General features: G+C 55.9%; 21 protein-coding genes. 11 read left to right on the top strand and 10 right to left on the bottom strand.

Annotated elements, in window-relative coordinates:
* Positions 1–85 precede the first annotated feature (85 nt).
* The 6 genes from Mag101_RS07170 to Mag101_RS07145 form a co-directional block, all read right to left on the bottom strand.
* Entirely contained in the window at positions 86–3724 is a 3639-nt protein-coding gene (locus Mag101_RS07170; RefSeq protein WP_077402795.1) for an ATP-binding protein, read from the bottom strand.
* 21 nt (positions 3725–3745) lie between these two features.
* Entirely contained in the window at positions 3746–4531 is a 786-nt protein-coding gene (locus tag Mag101_RS07165; RefSeq protein ID WP_077402792.1) for a DUF4194 domain-containing protein, read from the bottom strand.
* Entirely contained in the window at positions 4524–5957 is a 1434-nt protein-coding gene (locus Mag101_RS07160; protein WP_077402789.1) for a Wadjet anti-phage system protein JetA family protein, read from the bottom strand. The genes Mag101_RS07165 and Mag101_RS07160 overlap by 8 nt, the downstream gene beginning before the upstream one ends.
* 26 nt (positions 5958–5983) lie before the next feature.
* On the bottom strand, positions 5984–6172 hold the full coding sequence (locus tag Mag101_RS07155) for a DUF3012 domain-containing protein (protein ID WP_077402786.1): 189 nt from the start codon (positions 6170–6172) through the stop codon (positions 5984–5986).
* Positions 6173–6266: 94 nt separating this feature from the next.
* A complete protein-coding gene (cysS, locus tag Mag101_RS07150; protein ID WP_077402783.1) occupies positions 6267–7640 on the bottom strand; it encodes a cysteine--tRNA ligase in 1374 nt (457 codons plus the stop codon).
* A gap of 9 nt (positions 7641–7649) precedes the next feature.
* Positions 7650–9323, bottom strand: a complete 1674-nt coding sequence (locus tag Mag101_RS07145) for a glutamine--tRNA ligase/YqeY domain fusion protein (protein WP_077402780.1) — start codon at positions 9321–9323, stop codon at positions 7650–7652.
* A gap of 164 nt (positions 9324–9487) precedes the next feature.
* Here Mag101_RS07145 and Mag101_RS07140 point away from each other — a divergent pair, with 164 nt between their 5' ends.
* From Mag101_RS07140 to Mag101_RS07130, 3 genes are all read left to right on the top strand, one after another.
* Positions 9488–9997 (top strand): peptidylprolyl isomerase, encoded by a 510-nt coding sequence (locus tag Mag101_RS07140; RefSeq protein WP_077402777.1) that lies wholly within the window; start codon positions 9488–9490, stop codon positions 9995–9997.
* Positions 9998–10026: 29 nt separating this feature from the next.
* A complete protein-coding gene (locus Mag101_RS07135) occupies positions 10027–10755 on the top strand; it encodes a UDP-2,3-diacylglucosamine diphosphatase (protein WP_077402774.1) in 729 nt (242 codons plus the stop codon).
* 76 nt (positions 10756–10831) lie between these two features.
* Positions 10832–11995, top strand: a complete 1164-nt coding sequence (locus Mag101_RS07130; protein ID WP_198040123.1) for a saccharopine dehydrogenase family protein — start codon at positions 10832–10834, stop codon at positions 11993–11995.
* Positions 11996–12036: 41 nt separating this feature from the next.
* Here the strand turns inward: Mag101_RS07130 and Mag101_RS07125 are convergent, their stop codons facing one another.
* Positions 12037–12507 (bottom strand): DUF3429 domain-containing protein, encoded by a 471-nt coding sequence (locus tag Mag101_RS07125; protein ID WP_077402767.1) that lies wholly within the window; start codon positions 12505–12507, stop codon positions 12037–12039.
* A gap of 64 nt (positions 12508–12571) precedes the next feature.
* Between Mag101_RS07125 and Mag101_RS07120 the strand changes: the two genes are divergently transcribed.
* The gene (locus Mag101_RS07120) at positions 12572–12832 is read left to right on the top strand and encodes a DUF3081 family protein (protein ID WP_077402764.1); all 261 of its coding nucleotides are present in this window, start codon (positions 12572–12574) and stop codon (positions 12830–12832) included.
* 36 nt (positions 12833–12868) lie between these two features.
* Here the strand turns inward: Mag101_RS07120 and Mag101_RS07115 are convergent, their stop codons facing one another.
* Positions 12869–13492 carry a tRNA-(ms[2]io[6]A)-hydroxylase gene (locus Mag101_RS07115; protein WP_077408130.1) on the bottom strand — a complete coding sequence of 208 codons (624 nt, stop codon included), beginning with the start codon at positions 13490–13492 and terminating at the stop codon, positions 12869–12871.
* A 239-nt stretch (positions 13493–13731) separates the two neighbouring features.
* Between Mag101_RS07115 and Mag101_RS07110 the strand changes: the two genes are divergently transcribed.
* Positions 13732–14676 carry a hypothetical protein gene (locus Mag101_RS07110; RefSeq protein WP_077402761.1) on the top strand — a complete coding sequence of 315 codons (945 nt, stop codon included), beginning with the start codon at positions 13732–13734 and terminating at the stop codon, positions 14674–14676.
* A 31-nt stretch (positions 14677–14707) separates the two neighbouring features.
* Here Mag101_RS07110 and Mag101_RS07105 read toward each other — a convergent pair whose 3' ends face one another.
* Positions 14708–15175 carry a DUF1289 domain-containing protein gene (locus tag Mag101_RS07105; protein ID WP_077402758.1) on the bottom strand — a complete coding sequence of 156 codons (468 nt, stop codon included), beginning with the start codon at positions 15173–15175 and terminating at the stop codon, positions 14708–14710.
* Positions 15176–15585: 410 nt separating this feature from the next.
* Between Mag101_RS07105 and acnB the strand changes: the two genes are divergently transcribed.
* From acnB to Mag101_RS07080, 5 genes are all read left to right on the top strand, one after another.
* The gene (gene acnB, locus Mag101_RS07100; RefSeq protein WP_198040122.1) at positions 15586–18201 is read left to right on the top strand and encodes a bifunctional aconitate hydratase 2/2-methylisocitrate dehydratase; all 2616 of its coding nucleotides are present in this window, start codon (positions 15586–15588) and stop codon (positions 18199–18201) included.
* A gap of 189 nt (positions 18202–18390) precedes the next feature.
* On the top strand, positions 18391–18669 hold the full coding sequence (locus Mag101_RS07095) for a hypothetical protein (protein ID WP_077402752.1): 279 nt from the start codon (positions 18391–18393) through the stop codon (positions 18667–18669).
* Between the two features lie 38 nt (positions 18670–18707).
* A complete protein-coding gene (locus Mag101_RS07090) occupies positions 18708–19517 on the top strand; it encodes a ZIP family transporter (RefSeq protein WP_077402749.1) in 810 nt (269 codons plus the stop codon).
* Positions 19518–19806: 289 nt separating this feature from the next.
* Complete coding sequence (locus Mag101_RS07085; RefSeq protein ID WP_077402747.1) at positions 19807–22356, top strand: Ig-like domain-containing protein; 2550 nt, start codon at positions 19807–19809, stop codon at positions 22354–22356.
* 74 nt (positions 22357–22430) lie between these two features.
* Positions 22431–22796 (top strand): cupin domain-containing protein, encoded by a 366-nt coding sequence (locus Mag101_RS07080; RefSeq protein ID WP_077402744.1) that lies wholly within the window; start codon positions 22431–22433, stop codon positions 22794–22796.
* Here Mag101_RS07080 and Mag101_RS07075 read toward each other — a convergent pair.
* Positions 22789–23127, bottom strand: a complete 339-nt coding sequence (locus tag Mag101_RS07075; RefSeq protein ID WP_077402741.1) for a hypothetical protein — start codon at positions 23125–23127, stop codon at positions 22789–22791. The genes Mag101_RS07080 and Mag101_RS07075 overlap by 8 nt on opposite strands.
* A gap of 184 nt (positions 23128–23311) precedes the next feature.
* On the opposite strand from Mag101_RS07075, the gene Mag101_RS07070 reads away from it, so the two are divergent.
* Positions 23312–23752 (top strand): DUF4174 domain-containing protein, encoded by a 441-nt coding sequence (locus tag Mag101_RS07070; protein WP_077402738.1) that lies wholly within the window; start codon positions 23312–23314, stop codon positions 23750–23752.
* Positions 23753–23811 lie beyond the last annotated feature (59 nt).

The following is a 23811-nucleotide window of genomic DNA, read 5'->3' as shown; positions in this document are numbered from 1 at the left end:
GCTCATAGCTTTATTGTTCAAACTAATGGACAAATACTACCTGAATTGGGGGTATGTTCCGTGAACTGACGTCTAAAAATCAAGTTCAAACAGTGACCGGCTCTTCCAGCATGTCCAAAAACTCGAGACTGGCTTGCTGGCGTATGGTATGCCGGTGATTGGCCCACAGCTTGGCAATCTTCTCTTGGTTACACACCTTGCGGTCCACATACACCCGGGTATTCAGCTCGCCAATGGGCTTGGGACTCGGGCACTTGCTGAACACGAACTGGTTTGAAATCAGGTCCATAAACGGACCGGACTTGCTGCTGGGCATGATAAACAGCAGCTGCAGCCCCAGGGTCTCCGTCAGATAGCGAATCACCTCGCGAGAGCGCGATTCGTCCATCTTCGAGAAGGCCTCGTCCACCAATACCATCTTCAGGTGGCTGCTACCGTCGTTGAAGCGGAAGGCCGAGGTAACAGCGGCGGAACGGATAATGTAGGCAGGGGTTTCCAACTGGCCGCCGGAACCGGTGCCGTACTGACTCAGCGCGATGGGCTCTTTGCCCTGCGGTTCCTTGTAGATCTCGTAATTGCGATAGTTTCGGTAATCACTAATGCGGTCGAGTTCGCGCCGCGCTACCTGCTCGTCCTCGCTCAGCAACATATTCAGCAACTTGTCGCGTACCTGCTGGTGCTTCTGTGACAAATCGGCATCAAACAGGCTCTGCTCTTCACCGAGATTGGGCAATTCGATAACCGCCTTGAAGAAGCCCCAGTACTCTTTGAATTCCGGCACCCAGCGGTAATCGAAGCGGAAACGCTCGCGGTCAGCACCAAAGCGGTGATGCTCAAGTTCGAGGTTGAGATCATCCAATACCCGCTTGCCGTCGTTAATCGACTGGTAAATCGCGTGGCAGAGGTGGGTAACGAAAGTGGTGTTAAAGGACTTCTTGAGCCCCTGCAGTTGCTCGTGGCGGTCTACCAGCAAGTTGTTCTTGAGGCGATTGCGTAATGCCGTCACCTGCTCTACCAGCTGACACACGAGTTTGAACTGTGACTCGTCATGACCCGCAGCAAAGTCCGGATCAAACGACAGGGTATCACCGGTGCTACAACTCGCGTTGTAGTCCATCACCGCCTTCAATAACTGGTGGCTGTACTTCTGCAACAGCCCGCGCCATTCCGCGACATCCTGAGAGAAATCAAAACCATCATCCGCCTGCGCAGCCTGCTGATCCGCCTGCTGCAGCACCGAGTCGGTATCGAAATCGGGCGTGATCTGAGTAATCCTCTGAACCGCAGCCTCACAATCACTCAGCGCCTCGTCGAGCTGATCGAGCTGGGCCGAAAGCGCCTGCAATTGCCGCGCTATTCCGTCGAGATTTGATTCCAGTTTACCGGCAAGCTTCTGCAGGCGGGCACCCTGCTGGCGCTCCGCCTCAAGCTGTTCGTGCAAGGTGTTGGCTTGCTGCTCCAGCTCTACCCCGTCATCCAGATCGAGGTTCGACAGGGCCTGCTCTGCATTACGGCCTTGGCGCTGCGCATCCAGCGCGCTATCCACCGATTCCAGCAGCGACAAGCTGGACAAACTGCGCACAGCCTGAGACAGCTTGCGCAGCTGTTGCTGCTGCTCGCTGATCACACCTGCTTCTTTCAACAACTGCTGTAATGCGCGCTCTTGTGCCGCCAACGCCCGGGCCCGTGCGCCTTGGCCGAACACTAGGTCACTATCGTCGATATCACAGCGCCACATGCTGTAATTGCCGCTGGCCAGTCCCTCAGATGTCAGGCCGCGACGGGTACCCTTGAGCTCAGTGGCATCCCGCACCTGCAGAACACTGCCGTAGGAAGCACGCAGGTAATATTCCGCAGTCTTGTGGCTGAACGACATCAACTCAACAATGGAACTCTTCTGCGCATCCAGCCGCTCTGCATCACGCCGCGCCTTATCCCCCTGGATAACCCGTGCGCGGTTGCTGCGTCCCGGTATATTGCGTACCACACGAATGGCATCCGCCTCAAAATCCGGCTCGACAATAATCGAGAAACGCGCACCACCCAGATAACCTTCAATTGCCATCTGCCAGCGCTCGTCCAGCACTTCAACAAAGTCGCATAGCACCTGCGGCTCGGCCTGCGGGCACTGCTCGCGAATTGCCAGTAGCGCCTGCTCTACGTATTGCGGATAGCGCACCCGGTTTGACTGAAGGTGTTGAATGCGGGATTCCTGGCCGTGCAGCTGCTTCTGCATTTGTTGCACTTTCAGCTCACCGCGGGATACCAGGTCATTCACTTGGTCGCGCAACGTGACTTCACCTGGCTCCGCACCGGTCATCTGCTGCACAAAACGATTCTGTTGGGCTTCAGACTTTGCGACGGTTTCGCGCAGGGACTCCTGCGCGGACAGGTCAATCCAGTCTTTTCCGAGCAGACCATCGAGCTTGGGCAATGGCTCACTGCGGGCCACTGCCTTCAGTGACTTCACCAGCGCCCCATCGCTAAATGCAGGTATCTCCAGTGAAACGGAAGTCGTGCTCAGTAGAGACAGCAGCTCTTCCGCCGCACTTTGGTTCGAAGCGAACAGTTTCTGCTGGGCTGCAAGTGGCGATGCCAGAGAAGACAGGATACGGTTCGCCTGAGTAATCTTCCGATCCAACTCATCCTTGCTGCGAAGCGCAGAGATCCCCTGTCGCTGTGCCTGAATGGCAACCAGCTGTTCACTCAGATGACGTGTGCGCGCCTCAGACTGCACAATTTCCTGCCCGGTCCGCTCCAGCTCCGCCCGGGTTTCCTTCTGTCGGTTCTTTCCCTCTAGATAGGTTTTCTGTACGCGAAGTTGTTGGTGCTTGGCCTGTAAGTATTCTTGCACCCGCAATTGCAGCCATTGCTCGGTATACAGATCTGCCGACTCGGCAATACGCGCGAGCGCATCCACGCGATCAACAATTTCCCGCGCTTCCTGCTCCATACCATGAATGGTTTTCATCAATTCGGACACAGAGCGAATGGCGTCGCCTAGATCACGCTTTTCCAATACTTCCTGCGCGACAAAGTCGTTGATGCTCTTAACCGGTTTATAAGCCATAAAGTTGGCGAAGGTGCGTGCCGCATGAGTCGCCTCCCGATCGGGAACCGCATCTTTGCGGCCACGCAAAGCGCCATATAGACGGCGCAAGTAAGCTTTCTTTTTGTCGTACTGCTCGACCTTGCCAAACTGCTTGCTGATTACGCCATAGAACTTGTCGAGCGGCAGCAGATGTTTGCCATCTTTGTATTCTTTAATAAAGTCGCCCATCGCCAACTGCTGGCCGGGGATGACAAAGAACTTCAAATTATCCTGACGCGCCTGGGCGGGCTTGGAACTGGTATCAAGATGGGCGCGGATCGCCATAATCGCGGTAAACGGTTCGCCTTCCTCACCCTCGGTCGGAAAGAAGTTACCCGCGATATAGCAATCGGTGGGCTGCAGCCGCGCGTAGCTGCCGTCGTCACAACCAAGAACATAGGACGCGAGTGTGCGCACTTGTTTGCCGCCGCGACCACGCTGGGTGGTCTCGTCCTGCCCCGGGTTGAAGGTAAACAGGGTGTCGTGAGCGGCGGTCATCAACGTCTGGATGGCATCGGCGGCCGTGGTCTTACCGGAGCCATTGCCACCAGAAAACAGGTTGATCGGGCCGAAATCGTATTCCAGCTGGGGGATATTGCCCCAGTTGATCAGAATGAGTTTTTTCAGAAACATGCGTTTCGTTCGCTCACTATTTTATTGTTGCGAATCAGCAAAGAGGCTGTGCTCTTCACTGGCAGGCGTAATGCGCTGAATGTCTTCCTTGCTATTTTTAGGCGCGGCAGAAGGCACGACAGGCACCTGAGCGTCCGCAGCTGGTTGAACTGCTGGCTCCGCCACCGCTTCCACCACGGCGGGCTCACTCTCCAAGAGCTGAGCCAGTGCCGCCTCACTTACAAACTGCGCGATAGTAGGTCGTACTCTCAGCAGGGCTTCCGCACCGGCATCGTTGTCGTCCCCATTGAACTGAATCAAGCGCAGCTGGCGCAGCTTCTTCAACAGCTGCTTGCGCTCTGCCAACTTGTCTGGCAGCGACATTTTGAGCAAGTTGCGCAAGCCAAGCTCTAGGGCTTCGAGGGTCAGTGCCACACAACCCTGGTCATCAACCTGCCCCTCCCGCAACGACTTGTCGTATTCGACACGCAATACAAGAATCGCGGCGACTTCCTGTTGCGAAAGACGCGCGCGAAAACCGCCATGGTGCGGCTCGTCCTGATCCGGCATGCTAGGGACTTCGGCGCCCGGCGGATAGACACGAATGAACTGGAAACGGCTATCGTGCTGCAAACGCAAGCCCAAAGGTGCGATCCAATCGCGGATCAACTGCTCGCAGCGCTGAAAGCGATCGTAAAGTAGCGTTTCAACGTTACTTTCATCTCGGCAGATAACACCGTAATCCAGTAGGCGTACCAGCAGCTCGGAAAATTCATTGCGGGTCAGGCGGCACTGCGCCAACGCCTCGTCTAGAGCCTGTTCAATCACGGTTTTTCAACTCAAGTGTGTATTCATCGAAAGACTGGAAATAATCATTGCTCGCGGTTTCACCAGAAAAAGTTACTTCCACAAAGGGGCCGGTGCCATCTTGCGAAACCGCCGCGGCTTCCAGCGCGTGACTCATGGCCAGCAGGTCCCGCGCGTTGGATAGCGGAAGGTCGCGGCTGTGCACCCGCTGCCCGCTACCGAGCGCATTCGCCAAGTAAGTTTTGAGATCGCTGCTGTTGAAATTGAATGCTTGGTCCAGCAGCTGCTGCAGGACGATACCACGCTGACTTTCATCATCGATCGGTGCCTCATCCTCTACCAAGGTATTCACTGGCTGACGGCGGCTGCGCTGCCACAATTGGGTGTGCTTTGGATCAAACAGGCGCAACTGAAAACCGGCGAGATCATCGCCGAGGCTGGAAAGCAGCGCATCCCGTCGGTCGCTCGCACCCAGTTCCTGACACAGATCCGTGAATGCACCCTCAGTGGTGCTTTGCAGGTAACTGAGCTGACGAATAATAATTTCTGCGCGTTTGGTAAACCCTTGCAGGGCCTGGCGCAGTGCCGGCAACTTCACCTCACAGGCGCGACGCATGCGATCTTCGATGGTGTCGAGCATCAACCACAGAACCGACTGCCCCTCGACAAAAAGCTCGGGCAATTGCTGGCGCAAGCGCTGCTCCCATTCCGCTTTTTGTGCGCTGTCTTTGCGACGTATCTGACCGATTACCCGGCTGATACTATCGCGGTGTTTCTCCACACTATCCGCAGAAAGCCTGATCGCCAGATCTGGCTGGAAGCGGCTCTCCATAAACGAAAAGAATTCGTCGGTCGCTTGCTGCACCAGAATGTGTGCTTCGACCTCACGCACCATCTCCCGCTTGCGCTCTTCAAGCTCAGCGATCATATCGGTGAAGTCGGCAACGATTCTCTCGGAATACTCCCACGCATCGATCAGATCGTAGATCTCACCGCGGCTAGCGAAGGCGTCCAGAGCATTTAGCGTGTTACGGGTGTTGCGATGGCGGGTGCGCACGCGGGTGCTGTTTAGTTCCACCAGCGGTTGCGTAAACAAGCGACCACGACGACTGAACGGATAAGATACGGTGAGCGTAGCGGAGTCCACCAGCTTTTCCAGCCAGCCAAACTCCACCAGACTATTCAGCACCCATATGGATTGTTCGCGCAGGCCGCGAAAGCGTCCCTCGGATTCGGTACCGCCCTCGCCGTCGCTGTCGAGTTGCGGGGCCCGCGTAAGCGCTTCTGAAAAGATTTCCAGAATCTGCTCGCGGTTTAGGGATTCACCGTAATCCGCCTTGGCGGTATACAGGCGCTCATATAACAGACGCAGACACTCAACCACCTGCTCACGGTACTTACCGGTAAGCGGGCGGAAGAAATGCTGGCAGGAATCGACAAAAAACAACGGACAGCTTCCGTACAGAGCGCCGCTTAGTTTTCGTCTGGTTTTTGGTTTAGTACGCAGTATTTGGTGTAGTCGCCGGCGTCCTTGAAGCTCCAGTCGCCCTTGGGCGTTTCGTCCATCTTCTTACACCAGGCATCGGAACCGCGCTTGGGTTCACAGGCTGCAAGCAGAAAAACAGCGGACACAACAGCAGTAATAGTGAGGATGTTTTTCATGGTCGTTTTATCTCTAATTGTTCTTTCGTTCTTGTTCTAATCTACTTTGAATCTACTTTGGATCTATTTTGGATCTGCGACAAACCAACGCCGCTTACTCGCGGCGCCACTTGGTTCCTTCGCGGCTATCTTCCAGCACCACGCCTTTGGCTTTGAGTTCCTCACGGATCTCATCTGCACGGGCAAAATTTTTGTCCTTCTTACTTTGCTGGCGCTCGGCAATCAACGCCTCAATCTCTTCTTCGCTGATGGCATCGCCACCACGGGATTGCTTGAACCAGGCTTCTGCGTCCATCTGCAGAATACCGAGCATTTCAGCCGCCGCAAGCAGCTGGCCTTTCAACGCGGGCTTTTCAGATTCCGCGGCCTTGTTCAGGTCTCGCGCCAGCTGATGCAGCTCACTGATCGCAATAGGCGTATTCAGGTCATCGTGCAGGGCCTGGGTAAACGCAGTACCTTCCAGGTTGGCCGCAGTTGCGGTTACCGACTGAGTTTCACGCAAGGCGCCATACAGGCCATCCAGCGTGCGCCACGCCTGATCGAGCAGGTCGGCGCTGAAGTTTAGCTCCGAACGGTAGTGCGCCGACAATAGCGCAAAGCGCAAAACCTCACCGGGATATTGTTTCAGCAGATCATTGACCATACGGAAGTTGCCCAGGGACTTGGACATCTTCTCGCCGTCGATATTTACGTAGCCGTTGTGCATCCAGTAACGCACAAAATCCACACCATTGGCGCAGCAGCTTTGCGCGCGCTCGTTTTCATGGTGCGGGAAAGTCAGGTCACGGCCACCACCGTGGATATCGATGGTTTCACCCAGATGCTTTTTGATCATCGCCGAGCACTCAAGGTGCCAGCCCGGGCGACCACGACCCCAGGGGCTATCCCAACCAGGCTCTTCATCGGAAGACGGCTTCCACAGCACAAAATCTCCGGCGTACTTTTTGTACGGTGCGACTTCAACCCGGGCACCGGCCAGCATATCGTCCAGGGAACGCTTGGACAGCTTGCCGTAATCGTCCATAGACTCTACCGCAAACAGGACGTGGCCTTCCGCGGCGTAGGCGTGGCCCTTCTCGACCAGCGCCTCGATCATCGCGATCATTTCAGGCAAGTGCTCAGTGGCATATGGCGTGACATCCGGCTGAAGAGTATTCAACGCAAGCATATCTTCGAAGTACGCCTGCGCGAATCGCTGGCTCAACGCTGTGATTTCTTCACCGTTATCACGCGCCGCTTTCATGATTTTGTCGTCAATATCTGTGATATTGCGCGCGTAGACCACATCGCCGTACAAACTTCTCAGCACCCGATAGAGGGTGTCGAACACCACCGCAGGACGGGCATTACCAATGTGCACCCGGTTGTAAACAGTAGGACCACACACGTACATGCGCACGCGATCTTCCTGAATGGGTGTAAAGACTTCTTTTTCACCTGAGAAGGTGTTGTAGATCTTGAGAGACATCTCTATCCGCTACTTACTCTGTTCTTTGGCCCAGCTGTCGCGCAGGCCAATGGTACGGTTGAATACCGGCTTTTCCGCTGAGCCGTACTTGCTGTCACGACAGAAATAGCCGTTGCGCTCGAACTGGTAGCCTTTCTCCGCCTCTGCCTGAGCGAGACCGATTTCGGCCTTACAACCAGAGAGTATCTGCAGGTTGTCCGGGTTTACTGACTCCAGGAAATTCTTGCCACCAGCATCCGGCGCTTCTTCGTTGAACAAGCGGTCGTACAGGCGCACTTCGCAATCGACGTTGTTGTCCGCAGACACCCAATGGATCACACCCTTGGGCTTCACACCGTCGGCCGGGTCCTTGCCCAGGGTGTCCAGATCAACGGAACACAGCACTTCGACGATTTCACCGGCGTCATTTTTGACTACTTCGTCGGCCTTGATGACATAGGCGTTACGCAGACGGACTTTCTTGCCGAGCACCAGACGCTTGTATTTCTTGTTGGCTTCCTCGCGGAAGTCTTCCTGCTCGATATACAGGGTCTTGGTGAACGGCAGTTCCCGCGCTGGCAGGTCATCACGGACTGGGTGGCCCGGGGCACTCAGCATTTCCTGCTGCCCTTCCGGATAGTTGGTAAGGGTGACCTTGAGCGGCGCCATGACACACATGGCACGGGGCGCATTCTTGTCCAGGTCGTCGCGAATGGCGTATTCGAGCATGCCCACGTCCACGGTGGAATCAGAACGGGTAACCCCGATCATTTCGCAGAACTGGCGAATCGCCGCCGGCGTCACACCGCGACGACGGAGACCGGAAAGGGTCGGCATACGCGGATCGTCCCAGCCATCGACAAATCCTTCGTCCACCAGCTGCTTCAGTTTGCGCTTGGACACCACGGTGTAGTTCAACTGCAGGCGGGCGAATTCGTACTGGCGCGGACGTGCCGGTACCGGCAGGTTCTCAATAAACCAATCGTAGAGCGGTTTGTGGTCTTCAAACTCGAGGGTACAGATGGAATGGCTGATACCTTCGATCGCATCGGACTGGCCATGGGCGAAGTCGTAGCTCGGGTATACGCACCATTTATCACCAGTCTGGTGGTGCGCCATCTTCTTGATACGGTAAATGATCGGGTCGCGCAAATTAATGTTCGGCGCAGCCATATCAATCTTGGCGCGCAGGCTGCAGCTGCCCTCGTCAAATTCACCAGCGGTCATACGCGCGAACAGGTCGAGGTTCTCTTCTACGGAGCGATCACGGTGAGGGCTGTTTTTACCGGGAGCCTTCAAGGTGCCACGGTACTCACGGGCCTCTTCCGGAGACAGATCACACACGTATGCCTTACCCTGCTCGATAAGAGAAATCGCCCACTGATGCAGCTGATCGAAATAGTCCGAGGTATAACGTGCGTCCCCTGCCCAGTCGAAGCCAAGCCAGGATACGTCGCGCTTGATGGCGTCAACGTATTCCTCTTCTTCCTTGGCCGGGTTAGTGTCGTCAAAACGCAGGTTACATTGCCCCCCAAACTCCTTCGCCAGGCCAAAATTCAAACAAATAGATTTGGCATGGCCGATATGCAGGTAGCCATTGGGCTCCGGCGGGAAACGGGTGGTCAATTGATCAACCCGGCCCTCGGCCAGGTCTTCACGAATGATGTTCTGTAGAAAGTGAGCGGGCTTGCTCTCGGATGTCATAGCTTTCTCTATATACAGCTGTACAAACTAAGCGGCGGATTATACCCCAGATGCGGGTTTGCGCATGGCTTTTCATTTCCCGGACGCCAACTACCTGAGTCGCTTGCGTCGGTCTGTGAACAGAGTATCATGCCGCCCCAAACCGACCCCGGACAGGACATTTTATGATCACTCTGCACACCACTCACGGCGACATCGCTCTGGAACTGGACTTTGACAAGGCCCCTAAAACCGCGGCCAACTTCCTCCAGTACTGCCGTGACGACTTCTACACCGGTACTATCTTTCACCGCGTGATCAACAACTTCATGATCCAGGGCGGCGGCATGACCCCTAACATGGACCAGAAGCCAACGCGCGACGCTGTAGAAAACGAAGCAGACAACGGCCTGAAGAATGACACTGGCACCGTAGCAATGGCCCGTACCATGGACCCGCACTCCGCCACCGCTCAATTTTTCATCAACGTGAACGACAACGACTTCCTGAATTTCCGCTCAAAAGATGCGCAAGGCTGGGGCTACTGCGTATTCGGCAAAGTTGTTGAAGGTATGGACGTAGTAAACAAGATCAAAGACGTTGCCACCGGCAGTAACGGCTTCCATCAGGACGTACCGCGCGAAACCATCGAAATTACCGGCGTAACCATCTCTGACGCCTACGCCGACAAGTAATCACCTCAGATCAAGGGCGGAATCATCCAGTGGCCAGCTATCTCATCTCAGACCTGCACCTGGACGAGTCCCGCCCGGACATCACCCGGGCCTTTTTTGACTTCCTCAAGGGGCCCGCGGCCGATGCAGACGCACTCTACATTCTCGGCGACTTCTTCGAAGTATGGATCGGGGATGACGACGATGCACCGCTGATTGAACAAGTTGCCCTGCAACTCCGCACCTACTCTGAAAGCGGCCCAGCACTCTTCCTGATGCACGGCAACCGCGACTTTCTGCTAGGGGAAGACTTTGCTCAGCGCTGCGGCGCTACCCTGCTCCCAGACCCAAGCGTTGTCGAACTGGCCGGCAAACCGGTACTCCTAATGCATGGCGACAGCCTGTGCACACGCGACCAGGAGTACATGGCTTTTCGCCAGCAAGCTCGCAACCCGGCGTGGCAGCAAGTGCTGCTGAGCAAATCGCTGGAAGAGCGCCGCCAGATTGCCGAACAGATTCGCGCCGCCTCCAAGTCCATGAACAGCCTCAAAGCCGAAGACATCATGGACGTGACACCGGAAGAAGTGGTCAAGGCGCTCGAAGAGTACAACTGCGACACCATGATTCACGGCCACACGCACCGACCCCACCGCCACGAGCTCCGCGTAAGCGGCCAAGCGGCAGAGCGATTGGTGCTGGGCGACTGGGGCAAACTAGGCTGGAGCATTAAAGCGGACGAATACGGGCTGGAGCTGATCCACTGGCCCATCACCCCCTAGCCCCTCACCCCCTAGCCTGTTACCTTAGAGGCCACTACTAGAACAAAAAAGCGCGCCAAGGATCAGGAGCGAGTCATTGTCAGCACAACATGCAATCCGCAAACGGGTGCTTATATTGGGTGGTTACGGCACCTTCGGCAGCCGTATCGCTGAAATGCTGGCAAACGTACCTTCGGTACAGATTCTTATTGCCGGCCGCGACCAGTTTAAAGCCTCTCTGCTCGCCAACCGACTGCAACAACAATTCCCCCAAACCTTGTTTGTCGGCCTTCGCCTCGACTTAAACTCGATCAACTTTTCCGCGCAAATTCGCGGCCTCAACCTCGATGTTGTAATCCACTGTGCTGGCCCGTTCCAGGGGCAGGACTACCAGGTGGCACGCGCCTGTATTGAGCACGAGGTGCATTATCTAGACATCGCCGACGGCACGGACTTTGTCACCAACTTCGACACGCTGAATAGCAATGCCGCCAAAGCCGGCACTTGCGCGGTAACCGGCGCAAGCAGCCTGCCCGCACTCAGCTCAGCCGTACTCGCGGTGGTTACCGAAGAATTCGACTCGATCAGCGATATCGACATTGCTATTGCCCCGGCACACCGCATACATCGCGGACTCGCCACGGTACGCTCCGGCCTGGACGCACTGGGCAGCGAGTTCAACATCATCCACGACGGCCGCACCTATCGTACCTTTGCCGGCGCAGAGCCCCGCAAGGTCCACCTGGGGCACCCGGTCGGCACTCGACATGTATGCGATTTCGACATACCCGACCTCAAGCTCATCCCACCACTGTGGCCCAAACTGCAAAACCTCCGCTTTGGTACCGGTGTGCAGCCCTGGGCGCTGCAAGACGGGCTAAGCTGGTGCGCAAAATTTGCACACACAATGAAACAACGCTCGACGACCTGGCACCTGCCCTGGTTTGCCAAATGGGGACACAAACTCGCAGCGTGGTGGCCGGGAGGCTCACCTCATGGCGGCATGACAATTGAGGTACATGGAGAGGTAAAGAAAAGGTCCGCAAAGGCCAGCTGGCAAATACTAGGCCTGAATGGCGATGGCCCATGGATACCCGCAGCACCAGCCGCCGCGCTCGCCCGAAAACTACTTACCAACGACGAGTGCCCAAGCTATTTGCAAGGTGCCCAAGCGTGCTGGCAACTCATCACACTGCAAGAAATCCTGCAGGAACTCACCCCCTACTCCGTAATCACGGCAACACAAACGCCTACGCATTGACCGGATCAAGCGCAGCAAAAGACGCCCCTCATAAAAACCAGCTACCCGCCAGCAATAAGGAGCAGCACCATCGCAAGATGGCACGCGACCACCAAATAGGTCACCCGCGTGCGCGTGCGAAAGTAACTTCTGAGCTCGCGCCGGTTTGGCTTTAAGTAAGCCTCCATGCGCTCGACAAACACATAACACAGTAAAAGCAACAGCAGACCAACCGGCGTCCGATAAAGCAAAAGCCCGACCCACCCCAATAGGCACAAGCCGTTACTCAGGTACATCAACTTATTATGTGCCGGATGATGCGCCGCGTTCAAAGCGCCACCCCACCATACTCCACACAAAAAACTTAAAATCGCGCAGCTGTACGCAGCAAACAAAAAGCGTCCGTCGACATATCCAAATGAAACTCCTGACCACTGCATCCACAAGCCGAGCACGAATGGCAATACGCCAAGATACGCCAGGCGATTAAACCAGTGTAACGAGAGGTCTGTAGCATCTTGGCTGGATGGCATTGTCGGATCTAAGCTGGATGACGGAGACGCGCATTAAAGCTTAGACAAGCCGATGGAGACTGGAATGGAGCTCGAACAGAAAATTGACGTCAAACAAGCACTACGCGTATTCAACCGTGTCACACAGGAAGGCAAGAAAACGGACGACGGCTGGCAGTTTCATGGCCTCACCGCCAGCACCGACTTCGACGGCTACACAGTATTTTTGCGCACAAACCGCGTAGAGCTGACGATCTTTTTTCACAACAAATTTAAGGTGGACTGCAGCAACGCACTGGACCTCGACGAATTCGTCGAGCTACTGAAAAAACTCGACCCCGATTGACACTGGCCACCTCTATCAGCCGCCGTTAAAGGCCGCTCAAGCCTGTTGGGGAACACCGCTATGAAAGCGAAAATCTTCGTCCTCACTCTCAACAAGCGTGCGCTCTACCTCTAACAACACCTGCACGCGTGGTGCAATATCTTCTGATACAGCCTCCTGCGCCAATGTCAGGTAGTCCTTGAAATGACGCGCTTCCGACTTCAGCAATGACAGATAGAACTTCTGCAACTCCTCATCGAGGTGCGGCGCAATACGCGCAAAACGCTCGCAGGAGCGCGCTTCGATAATCGCACCACAGATCAAGGTATCCACCAGACGACCGGGCTCCTCGCGGCGAACATGATCACGCAAGCCCGCAGCGTAACGAGATGCCTTGACGTGCGGGTAGCGGATGCCGCGCTTTTTCATAATGGCGATCACCTGCTCAAAGTGGCGCAACTCTTCTCGTGCCAGACGCGACATCTTGTTCAGCAGCTTGAAGTTGTCCAGATAGCGAAACATCAGGTTCAGCGCGGTACCGGCGGCCTTTTTCTCACAGTTTGCGTGATCCACCAGCATCATTTCCGGTTCCGCCAGCGCGGCCTGCACCCAGGCATCAGGCGTTTCACACAACAGAAACTCGTGGATAGCGGTGAGATCCGGAACGGGGGTAGTACTCATAACAGAACCAATGAACAACAACAGGCGCCACCAGGGCGGATTAGCGCGCGCATTATAACGCCCCTCCCCCTACTTTTGGTGACCATTGCTACGAAGTGCAGATCTGACTTTACGCTAGTCGCACCGTCATTTGATAACGACTTATTAAGTGGATTAATATTCTAGGGATTGCCAACCCCGCAAATGGCGACCAGCGCCCACTTTGCCGATAACCACCTAAACCAGCTCGGAATCTTCCAATGACCGGGAACGCTATTGCGACCAGTAACCAGCAATTTGAAGCACAACTAGCGGGGGTTCTGGAGCGAATGCACGCGCAGGCAGACAAGCTCGCGCAAAGCCTGATCGAACTGCAGACGGCTACATATCCGTGGCAGAGCTACCTGCTCCAGCCCGGTTTCGCGGCCGAGGCGGCAGAACGACTTGGGGTCACATTCGACACCCCCTTCACCCTCGCAGCGGCGCTATTTGCCAACCTGGATTACGGTGAACAGCACCTGCCCGGTGACGCACGCAATACGCTGCAGGTCCCCGGCTTACTGGCGGTCCCGGCAGAAATCATCGAGCTGGCACAGGAGCTCAACGCCAACAAAGTAGAATTTCAGCAGCTCACCGCAACCATTAAGGAATCACTCGCCCCCCGCCCCGCGCTGGAGCGCGACCGCTTATTGCGGGAGATGCTCGGTAACGCCGGCTTTTCCAGAGCGCACCTACGGCAATGCTACCGACAGATACTACTTTGCCCCGAGCGGCCAGATGCCGTGGCACTCAGCTGGATCAAGGCGCGAAAGTCTATCCGCAAAGTCAGCGTGGATTGGTGTGAGAGAAAGCTGGTTCAGCTGGACCCACAAGGGCAAGACCAGGGCATTCAGTATCAGCGACAGCTACTCGCCGGGCTGCACAAAAGCCAACACGACAATCTGCGCCAAATACAAATGCAAAGCCGCCCCAACCTGCAAGTGGCAGAGATTTTTCGGGACAAACAAGAGGAGTACCGACAGGTCGGCTATGCAGCCATGCCGGTATTGGTGAATAGTGAAGGCGACCGCACCCTGCCGGAATTTACTAGGGTGGATCACAACCCACCACTCAGTCAGCGCCGCACCCGCCGGGATTTGCGGATCGAAAAGACCCCGTTTCTGGCCGCGCTCAGAGTACATCTCGTTATCGACAGCGCCACCTGAGTCAACGGCCAGCTGAGCCAACCCGCTTGAATCAGCCCGCCCGCACCGCCAAGCCTGGTGCCACAAAACGCTGATAGTAGGCCACTGACAACGCAAAAAAGTCGTCATCGATACGCTGTCGCACTTCCACCAGCGGCACTCCTCTCGATACGGGCGTTAACGACAGGCCATAGTCGGCAGGATCTTCAATCTGGCTGGCACCGGCACGTAACAGCTCAAAGACCCAACAATACGGACTTTGATCTTCATTAAAGCGGATTTGCTGATGGCGCAGCTGTGCGAGAAGCAGGTTCTGATCGACAATTTCCAGCTGGCTGCGCACCGCATTTGCAAGATAGCCGTCACGACGTTCGGCGATGATTCGGCGCTGCTCTTCCGAATAAGCATTCCAGTCGATCACCTCGTGAGCAAACCGCTTGCAGCCCCGACACACATTATCGCCAATGCCGGTGGAGCAAACGCCAATACACGGTGTACGCACTTTCTTATAGATCGCCATGAAGCGAAAATACCTCTCCTGCCGGCCGCGCTCTTGAGGGTGACGCAAACTGCGTTTACTCACCACGCCGATAAAATGGTGTGAAATCGAGCGTCACAGAATAGCATTTTACTGATCGATTTGGCCCATTCATGGCGTGGATATTAGCGGCCCTCATAAGTGGAAAATGCGATTGATTCTCACTTATTAAGCGCTCAAAATACGACCTTTATTCACCGTGTGAATGATCGAAATTTGCGTAAGTTATTGATTTTTCAAGGAACTTAACAGCAACTGGCGATTAATGTAGAATTCGCCACCCGCTTCCAGCGGCCATCGATGTAAATCGGGGTTCGGTTGACGAAAAACGCCATATCCGGATTCCAGGAAAGCTGTTGGTTCTACCCCATACACCAAAGAGGGAATTATCCGTGCTTGAAGCCTATCGCAAACACGTCGCTGAACGCGCCGAACAAGGTATTCCACCCAAGCCCCTGAACGCCGAGCAAGTTGCCGGCCTGGTCGAGCTGCTGAAAAACCCGCCCGCGGGTGAAGAGCAGGAACTGCTGGACCTGATCACCAACCGCGTTCCGCCGGGTGTGGACGAAGCAGCTTACGTAAAAGCCGGTTTCCTCACCGCGATCGTTAAAGGCGAAGCTGAGTCTCCGCTGATCGACAAAGAACAAGCCACCAAACTGCTGGGCATGATGCTGGGCGGCTACAACATTGCCACCCTGGTTGAGCTGCTGGACGACAAAGATCTGGCCGAGCTGGCCGGCGAGCAGCTGAAAGGCACCCTGCTGATGTTTGACGCCTTCCACGATGTGGAAGAGAAAGCCAAAGCGGGCAACGAAGTTGCCAAAGCCGTAATCCAGTCCTGGGCTGACGGCGAGTGGTTCACCAAGCGCGACAAGGTTGCCGAAAGCATCAAAGTTGCCGTATTCAAGGTAACTGGCGAAACCAACACCGACGACCTGTCCCCTGCCCCGGATGCATGGTCCCGCCCGGACATCCCTCTGCACGCGCGCGCCATGTACAAAATGACCCGCGACGGTCTGACACCTGAAGAGCACGGTGTTGTCGGCCCGATGAAGCAAGTCGAGGAAGTACAGGCCAAGGGCCTGCCGGTTGCTTTCGTTGGTGACGTAGTGGGTACCGGTTCTTCCCGTAAGTCTGCCACCAACTCTGTACTGTGGTTCTTCGGCGATGATCTGCCGGGCGTACCGAACAAGAAAGGTGGCGGTATCTGTATCGGCGGTAAAGTCGCGCCGATCTTCTACAACACCATGGAAGACGCCGGCGCACTGGTATTCGAAGCCCCGGTTGACGAACTGAACATGGGCGACGTGATCGAAATCCGTCCGTACGACGGCAAGATCCTCGCCGAAGATGGCAAAGTACTGTCCGAGTTCGCACTGAAGTCCGACGTACTGCTGGACGAAGTACAGGCTGGCGGCCGTATTAACCTGATCGTTGGTCGCGGCCTGACCACCAAAGCGCGCGAATCCCTGGGTCTGGGCGCTTCCGATCTGTTCCGCCTGCCGGAGCAGCCGAACGACACCGGCAAAGGCTACACCCTGGCACAGAAGATGGTCGGTAAAGCCTGTGGTATGGAAGGCGTTCGCCCGGGTACCTACTGCGAGCCGAAGATGACCACCGTTGGTTCCCAGGACACCACTGGCCCAATGACCCGTGACGAACTGAAAGACCTGGCGTGTTTGGGCTTCCAGGCTGACCTCACCATGCAGTCTTTCTGTCACACCGCGGCTTACCCGAAGCCCGTTGATATCGACACCCAGCACACCCTGCCGGACTTCATCATGAACCGCGGCGGTGTTTCCCTGCGTCCGGGTGACGGCATCATTCACAGCTGGCTGAACCGCATGCTGCTGCCGGACACCGTAGGTACCGGTGGTGACTCCCACACCCGCTTCCCGATGGGTATTTCCTTCCCGGCAGGTTCCGGTCTGGTGGCGTTCGCCGCTGCTACCGGCGTAATGCCACTGGATATGCCGGAGTCTGTACTGGTTCGCTTTAAAGGCGAAATGCAGCCGGGCATCACCCTGCGCGACCTGGTACACGCCATTCCTTACTACGCGATTCAGGAAGGCCTGCTGACTGTAGAAAAGAAAGGCAAGAAGAACATCTTCTCCGGCCGCATCCTCGAGATCGAAGGCCTCGACAACCTGACCGTTGAGCAAGCGTTCGAGCTGTCCGATGCCTCTGCCGAGCGTTCCGCCGCTGGTTGTACCATTAAGCTGCCGGAAGACTCCATCGCCGAATACCTGCGTTCCAACATCACCCTGCTGCGCTGGATGATTGCCGAAGGCTACGGTGACAAGCGCACCCTGGAGCGTCGCGCTCGCGCCATGGAAGCGTGGCTGGAGAAACCGGAACTGATGTCTGCCGACGCCGATGCCGAGTACTCTGCAGTAATCGAAATCGACCTGGCCGAAATCAAAGAGCCGATCGTATGCTGCCCGAACGATCCGGACGACGCCAAGCTGCTGTCCGACGTTGCCGGCGACAAGGTTGACGAAGTATTTATCGGCTCCTGTATGACCAACATCGGTCACTTCCGCGCCGCTGGTAAGCTGCTGCAACAGCACAAAGGTGGTATCTCCACCCGCATGTGGATCTCTCCGCCTACCAAGATGGATGAGCACCAGCTGATGGAAGAAGGCTACTACAACATCTACGGTTCCGCGGGCGCTCGCACCGAGATGCCAGGCTGCTCCCTGTGTATGGGTAACCAGGCACGTGTAGCACCGAACAGCACCGTACTGTCTACTTCCACCCGTAACTTCCCCAACCGTCTGGGTGATGGTGCCAACGTGTACCTGACCTCTGCAGAACTGGCTTCTGTTGGCGCTATTCTGGGTAAACTGCCGACTCCGGCGGAATACCAGGAATTCGCGCAGAACCTGAACTCCATGTCTGCGGAAATCTACCGCTACCTGAACTTCGACCAGATTGAGGACTTCCAAAAATCTGCCGAAGAAGGCAAGCGCATTGCCGCGGTTGAGATTCAGAACGTTGCTGTGTAAGCGATAGCCTGAACCAAAAAGCCCCGCCCTAACCGGCGGGGCTTTTTTTTGCCCCATGAAACAGCCAACGCATTTCTCTGACTGAACGCCTCCCACCTGCTCAGCAAAGGCTCGCTGCCCCACTACAATAAAATGGCGCAAGGCTTTGGCACGCAACCAATTGCTCAGTATTAGATTAAGGAGAAACTAATGCGCCTGCTCTTTCGATTTTCTATTCCAGTACAAAAAGGCAACGAGTGCGCGTCGGACGGCTCCATGGCTCTGGCGATCAAAGACCTTGTTGAAAAAACCAAGCCAGAAGCTGCCTATTTTCACCTGGATAGTGGATGTCGCGCCGGCACTCTCGTATTTGATGCAAAGGATCCCTCACAACTACCTGCCATAAACGAACCTCTATTTGCGAAACTAAATGCAGCGATCGATATTCAGCCGGTGGTCGACCTCGACGAACTGTTAACGAAAATATGACCCCTCTCGCACTACTTTAAGACCGATAGCCCTCGCGAATGGTCCTCTCACTGAAATTTGCGTCTGCGGTGTTTATTTTTGCCTGCGGTATTGCCGGGGGCATGCTGCCCTGGTGGGTGCAATCCGGGTCTCGAGGAAAACGCTGGCTTGGTCTGGGGATCGCATTTTCAGGTGGGGTGTTGTTAGGCGCGGGCTTTATCCATTTACTCGCAGATGCGAACGACGAGTTCCATCAACTCTGGCCCCAAAATGATTACCCCTGGGCCATGCTCCTGGCTGCATCGTCTTTTCTTCTCGTGCTGTTTGTGGAGCGCGTGGCTCCGCGGCTCGGGCGCGTGCCAGTGGGTAGCAGCATCACCGGGGAAAAGTCCCATGTCATTGAGGCAGTCAAAGCCTCCAACACATACCCTTACCTATTGCTACTGACCTTATCGGTACACTCTCTTTTGGCCGGACTAGCCATGGGTGCGCAGAGCACGCTGAGTAATTTTGCAGTCGTGTTCCTCGCCATCATTGCGCATAAAGTCTGTGCAGGATTTGCACTGGGTGCCAGCTTGCACCGTATTGGCATGGCGCGCCACCGAGCCAGAGGACTGGTGGCGGGCTTCGCGATAATGACGCCACTGGGCATTATTATCGGCGCACTGATCACCGACGCGCTAGCGAGTCACAGCCAAATGTTGTTTGAAGCGGTCTTTGATGCCGTGGCCGCAGGCACCTTCGTGTATATCGCCACTTTCGATGTGATTCGGGAAGAATTCCTACCCCCGCCGCCAGACCGGATGAGTAAGTGGCTCGCGGCCATACTCGGGCTTGCCTTGATGGCCGTCGTCGCCATCTGGACCTAACCCCCCCCCACTTTGAGAACACAACCACTGAATGACAGCGCTAGACATTTTGTCGGATCGAACCCTTTCTATCGCTTGATTTGGCGCCAATTAACACCCGAGTTTGAAACTGAATTCGTTGGAAGCCCTCAGCAAATTGTGTCAAAGATTCAGCGAGTTAGCGCGTGAAGCTCGCGAACGGTGGCAACTTGGTGAAAGGAAATCGTATTGCACCATTTGAATATTGCTGCTTACCCTGAGCGACGGAAGAGGTACCAAACAACGATAAATCAACTCTCCGAGGATCGTCATGAAGACACCCCGCACTCTCGTTGCGCTCGCAATGCTATTCGCCGCGTCTGCGCCAGGTCTGGCACAGGCGACGGATTGCAGCGCTCTCGCAGAATGGAATTCGGCCACCGCCTACAACGGCGGCGCTCAAATCCAGTACAACGGTAATGCCTACACCGCCAACTGGTGGACACGAAACCACAACCCGGAAACCCATTCAGATGCCTATCAGGAGTGGCGACTCGTCGGCGCCTGTGAAGGCGGCAATCAGCAACCCCAGGTGAGCCTGAGCTCCCCCTTGGATGGAGCCACTTTGAGCCTGAATGACAGCGTTATCATCAGCGCTGATGCAAGCGACAGTGACGGCACCGTGAGCCAAGTAACCTTTTTGCTCGATGGCACTACCATCGGCACGGATACCAGTTCCCCCTACTCGGTGACGTGGACAGCAACCGTGGGTGCTCATTCGCTCAGCGCGATTGCCACCGACGATCAGGGGCGCGATAGCGATACTGCCTCTGTCAGCGTCAATGTGATCGACCCCAACGCCAACAGCGCTCCCACGGTGAGCCTGACCAACCCCACCGCACAATCGCAAATTAGCGCCGGTGACAGTGTCAGCCTCACCGCCGATGCCGCGGACCAGGATGGCAACGTAACCGCTGTCGAGTTCTTCGTCGATGATGTCGCCGTCGGAAGCAGCAGTCAGGCGCCGTTTGCAGTCAACTGGCAAGCAGTGGCCGGCACTCACAGCTTTAAAGCGATTGCCACCGATAACGACGGCGCCAGTACCGCCTCCAATGTAGTGTCGCTTGCCGTCGAAGCCGGCCAGGTCGGTGGTGGCTGTACCGGTGTTCCCGCCTACAGCGCAGGCACCAGCTATGCGACCGGCGATGTGGTGGAGAACGTAAACCACAAATACCGCTGCGATATCGCCGGCTGGTGTAGCTCCAATGCTGCATGGGCTTATGAGCCGGGCGTGGGACAACACTGGACCGATGCCTGGACCGACCTCGGTATCTGTGCAATCGCACCCGAGCTCACTATTACCCAACCGGGAGATAACAGCACCCTGCTCGCGGGCGAACAAATTAGCTTCAGCGCGGACGCCACCGACGGGGACGGCAGCGTGGCCCAGGTTGAGTTCTTTGCCTCGGGTCAGTCTTTGGGTACCGACAGCAGTGCGCCCTATGCCATCAATTGGACGGTGGCCGGAAGTGGTGATGTTCAGTTAAAAGCCGTTGCAACCGATGACGAAGGCAACAACACCGAGGCAACCGTACTCGTGAGCGTAAGCACCGATCCGGTAGTTGCCACACTGACGGCGCCGACCAGCGGTAGCCAAATCACGCTTGGCAACGCAATCAGCCTGGAAGCCGAGGCCAGTGCGCTGCAGGGCAGTATCAGCCAGGTCGCCTTCCTAGTCGACGGCATGCAGGTAGCGGTAGACACCAGTGCGCCCTACTCTGCAAGCTACACGCCCGGTGCTCTGGGTGACTACAGCGTTACAGCGGTCGCAACGGACAACGCTGGCAACGAAGCAAGCAGCACCGCGGCCAGTGTGCGGGTGATCAATGCCCCGGTTGGTAAAAAACACAAGCTGATTGGCTACTGGCATAACTTTGTTAATCCAGCCGGCTGTCCGATTCGCCTGCGCGAGATTTCATCGGCCTGGGACATTATCGACATTGCCTTTGCCGATAATGATCGCAACTCCGATGGTACCGTGCACTTCAACCTGTTCCAGCAGGACATCCATTCCAGCTGCCCGCCAATGGACCCGGATCTGTTCAAACAGGATGTGGCTGAACTACAGGCCCAGGGAAAAATCATTGTGCTGAGCCTCGGCGGCGCCGAGGGCACCATTACGCTCAATACCGACTCCGATGAAGCCAACTTCATCGCCAGCCTTACCGCCATCATTGATGAGTGGGGTTTTGACGGCCTGGATATCGATCTGGAGAGCGGTTCCAACCTGGTGCATGGCTCGCAGATTCAGGCGCGCTTGCCGCGCGCACTACGCCAGATCGAGCAGAATATGGGTGGCGATATGTACCTGACCATGGCTCCGGAGCACCCCTATGTGCACGGCGGTATGGTGGCCTATTCCGGCATCTGGGGTGCGTATATCCCGCTGATTGACGAGCTGCGCGATACCCTCGACCTGCTGCACGTACAGCTCTACAACAATGGTGGACTGATGAATCCCTACGAGAGCGGTGCTGCAGCCGAGGGCTCGGTGAATATGATGGTGGCCCATGCGCGCATGCTGATCGAGGGCTTTGAGCTCGCTGACGGCAGTCAGTTTGCGCCGCTGCGCGACGATCAGGTTGCTATCGGATTGCCATCCGGTCCCAGCTCGGCAAACTCCGGTCAGGCGCCGACACAAAACATCCTGGATGCGCTGGACTGCCTGACCATCCTGCAGAACTGTGGCAGCATTGTGCCGGCATACGCCTATCCGGATTTTGGTGGCGTGATGACCTGGTCTATCAATTGGGACCAACACGACGGCTACAATTTCTCCGGACCGGTGGGCGACAAGCTCAATAGCATGAACGCCCAATAAGAACGATGTAACCACCGCCTGCCCACAGTTTTACCGGCTGTGGGCAGGCGGTCTTTTTGGGTAAAAATTTCTCAATGAAAAGCGGCAACTTGTTTCGGAATATTCCAGCGGGGCAACTCAAAGATGAATTGTTCGAAACTCTAAATCAGTCAGAAAACACATTAATCGAAAGGATTATTTCCCGGGGGCACAAAACCCCGGATCACGGCTGGTGCGACCAAACGCGCGCGGAATGGGTGGTATTACTGGAAAGAAGCGCCGAGCTGGAATTTGAAGATGGGTCTATCACCCACCTGGAAAAGGGTGACTACCTGGATATCCCCGCACATTGCAAACACCGAGTGCGCTGGACTTCTCCCGATGAGACCTGCGTGTGGCTGGCAATTCACTACTGCCAGGACGAGAGCCCTGACAGCAGTCATTCAAAAACCGCTAGTTAACGATTTCAACAGGACCGTGGTCGTCACAATGCCCATCGTGAACATGGTGTAATCGACCGTCGACGATGTAGTCGACATGATCCCCGTGAGGAATCGCCTCGTGCCCACAACCAGGACCATGCACATGTTCACCACAAGTGTGCACCGGATTACAACCATCTGGGTTAGTGGCACTTACTTCAATCGCATGTTCATCGCAGTGATCACCGTGTGGGTGATGTAACTTGCCGTCGAGCAAGTAGTCTGTATGGTCGCCATGTCGCACGGCGGTATGACCGCAGCCGGCGCCGTGGGTATGGCCTGGGTGTGTATGGGTATGAGAACACGCCATTGTTTCGCCTCCGCTAAGTGAACAGAAAGAGTGCTGTGAAATCCGTCTCTCTAGGTTAGACCAGCGTCCCGGCACTCGCCGGACATACCCGGTCCAACCAACCCCATAGGGCGGAACTGCTACGTAAGTGCCTATCGACAAGGCGCACAATTCCAACACTTGTATATACTGAAAGAAGTAAATCGTGCCATTCGAGGTTTCCACGATGCGCCGTCTCAGTATTTACCTGATCACACTCGCGTTTACTGCTCTCACCACCACTGCCACGGCAGCGGACCAACTCAAGCAGTACCAGTGGAAGCAGCGTGTGCTTCTCATCCATGCAAATGAAAACGTCGGTGCGGTGCGACTTATGCTGGACCAAAACCAGCAAGCGATTAACGAACGGGATCTCGTGTGGTTTCTGGTCAGTCCATCCGGCATACAAAGTAACCGCGAGCAGGATATAACCCCTTCGCTGAAACAACAGATTACGAATACGCTGAAGGAATCGCCCGGGGCAGCAGCAGTGCTGATCGGTAAAGATGGCAGTATCAAAGGGCGATACTCAGACCTCAACCTGGACGTCGCCTTCGGGCTGATCGACACCATGCCGATGCGCAAGAAGGAAATGTCAGATCCATAGAGGTTCATAGGAATCCATAAAGGTTCAAAGGAATCCCGGGGAGACCGCCCTTGCACCCA

The sequence above is a fragment of the Microbulbifer agarilyticus genome, assembly GCF_001999945.1.
GTDB classification, from domain to species: domain Bacteria; phylum Pseudomonadota; class Gammaproteobacteria; order Pseudomonadales; family Cellvibrionaceae; genus Microbulbifer; species Microbulbifer agarilyticus_A.
Note: the sequence above shows the minus strand (reverse complement) of the source record. Positions and strands in the feature narration are given on the sequence as shown.

Excerpts from the sequence above, each read along its gene's own strand:
- Mag101_RS07095 (WP_077402752.1), top strand. The coding sequence starts at position 18,391 with ATGCGCCTGCTCTTTCGATTTTCTATTCCAGTACAAAAAGGCAACGAG.
- Mag101_RS07080 (WP_077402744.1), top strand. The coding sequence starts at position 22,431 with ATGAAAAGCGGCAACTTGTTTCGGAATATTCCAGCGGGGCAACTCAAA.
- Mag101_RS07155 (WP_077402786.1), bottom strand. The coding sequence starts at position 6,172 with ATGAAAAACATCCTCACTATTACTGCTGTTGTGTCCGCTGTTTTTCTG.
- cysS (WP_077402783.1), bottom strand. The coding sequence starts at position 7,640 with ATGTCTCTCAAGATCTACAACACCTTCTCAGGTGAAAAAGAAGTCTTT.
- Mag101_RS07110 (WP_077402761.1), top strand. The coding sequence starts at position 13,732 with ATGACCGGGAACGCTATTGCGACCAGTAACCAGCAATTTGAAGCACAA.
- Mag101_RS07125 (WP_077402767.1), bottom strand. The coding sequence starts at position 12,507 with ATGCCATCCAGCCAAGATGCTACAGACCTCTCGTTACACTGGTTTAAT.
- Mag101_RS07170 (WP_077402795.1), bottom strand. The coding sequence starts at position 3,724 with ATGTTTCTGAAAAAACTCATTCTGATCAACTGGGGCAATATCCCCCAG.
- Mag101_RS07145 (WP_077402780.1), bottom strand. The coding sequence starts at position 9,323 with ATGACATCCGAGAGCAAGCCCGCTCACTTTCTACAGAACATCATTCGT.
- Mag101_RS07075 (WP_077402741.1), bottom strand. The coding sequence starts at position 23,127 with ATGGCGTGTTCTCATACCCATACACACCCAGGCCATACCCACGGCGCC.
- Mag101_RS07120 (WP_077402764.1), top strand. The coding sequence starts at position 12,572 with ATGGAGCTCGAACAGAAAATTGACGTCAAACAAGCACTACGCGTATTC.
- Mag101_RS07090 (WP_077402749.1), top strand. The coding sequence starts at position 18,708 with ATGGTCCTCTCACTGAAATTTGCGTCTGCGGTGTTTATTTTTGCCTGC.
- Mag101_RS07105 (WP_077402758.1), bottom strand. The coding sequence starts at position 15,175 with ATGGCGATCTATAAGAAAGTGCGTACACCGTGTATTGGCGTTTGCTCC.
- Mag101_RS07115 (WP_077408130.1), bottom strand. The coding sequence starts at position 13,492 with ATGAGTACTACCCCCGTTCCGGATCTCACCGCTATCCACGAGTTTCTG.
- Mag101_RS07085 (WP_077402747.1), top strand. The coding sequence starts at position 19,807 with ATGAAGACACCCCGCACTCTCGTTGCGCTCGCAATGCTATTCGCCGCG.
- Mag101_RS07140 (WP_077402777.1), top strand. The coding sequence starts at position 9,488 with ATGATCACTCTGCACACCACTCACGGCGACATCGCTCTGGAACTGGAC.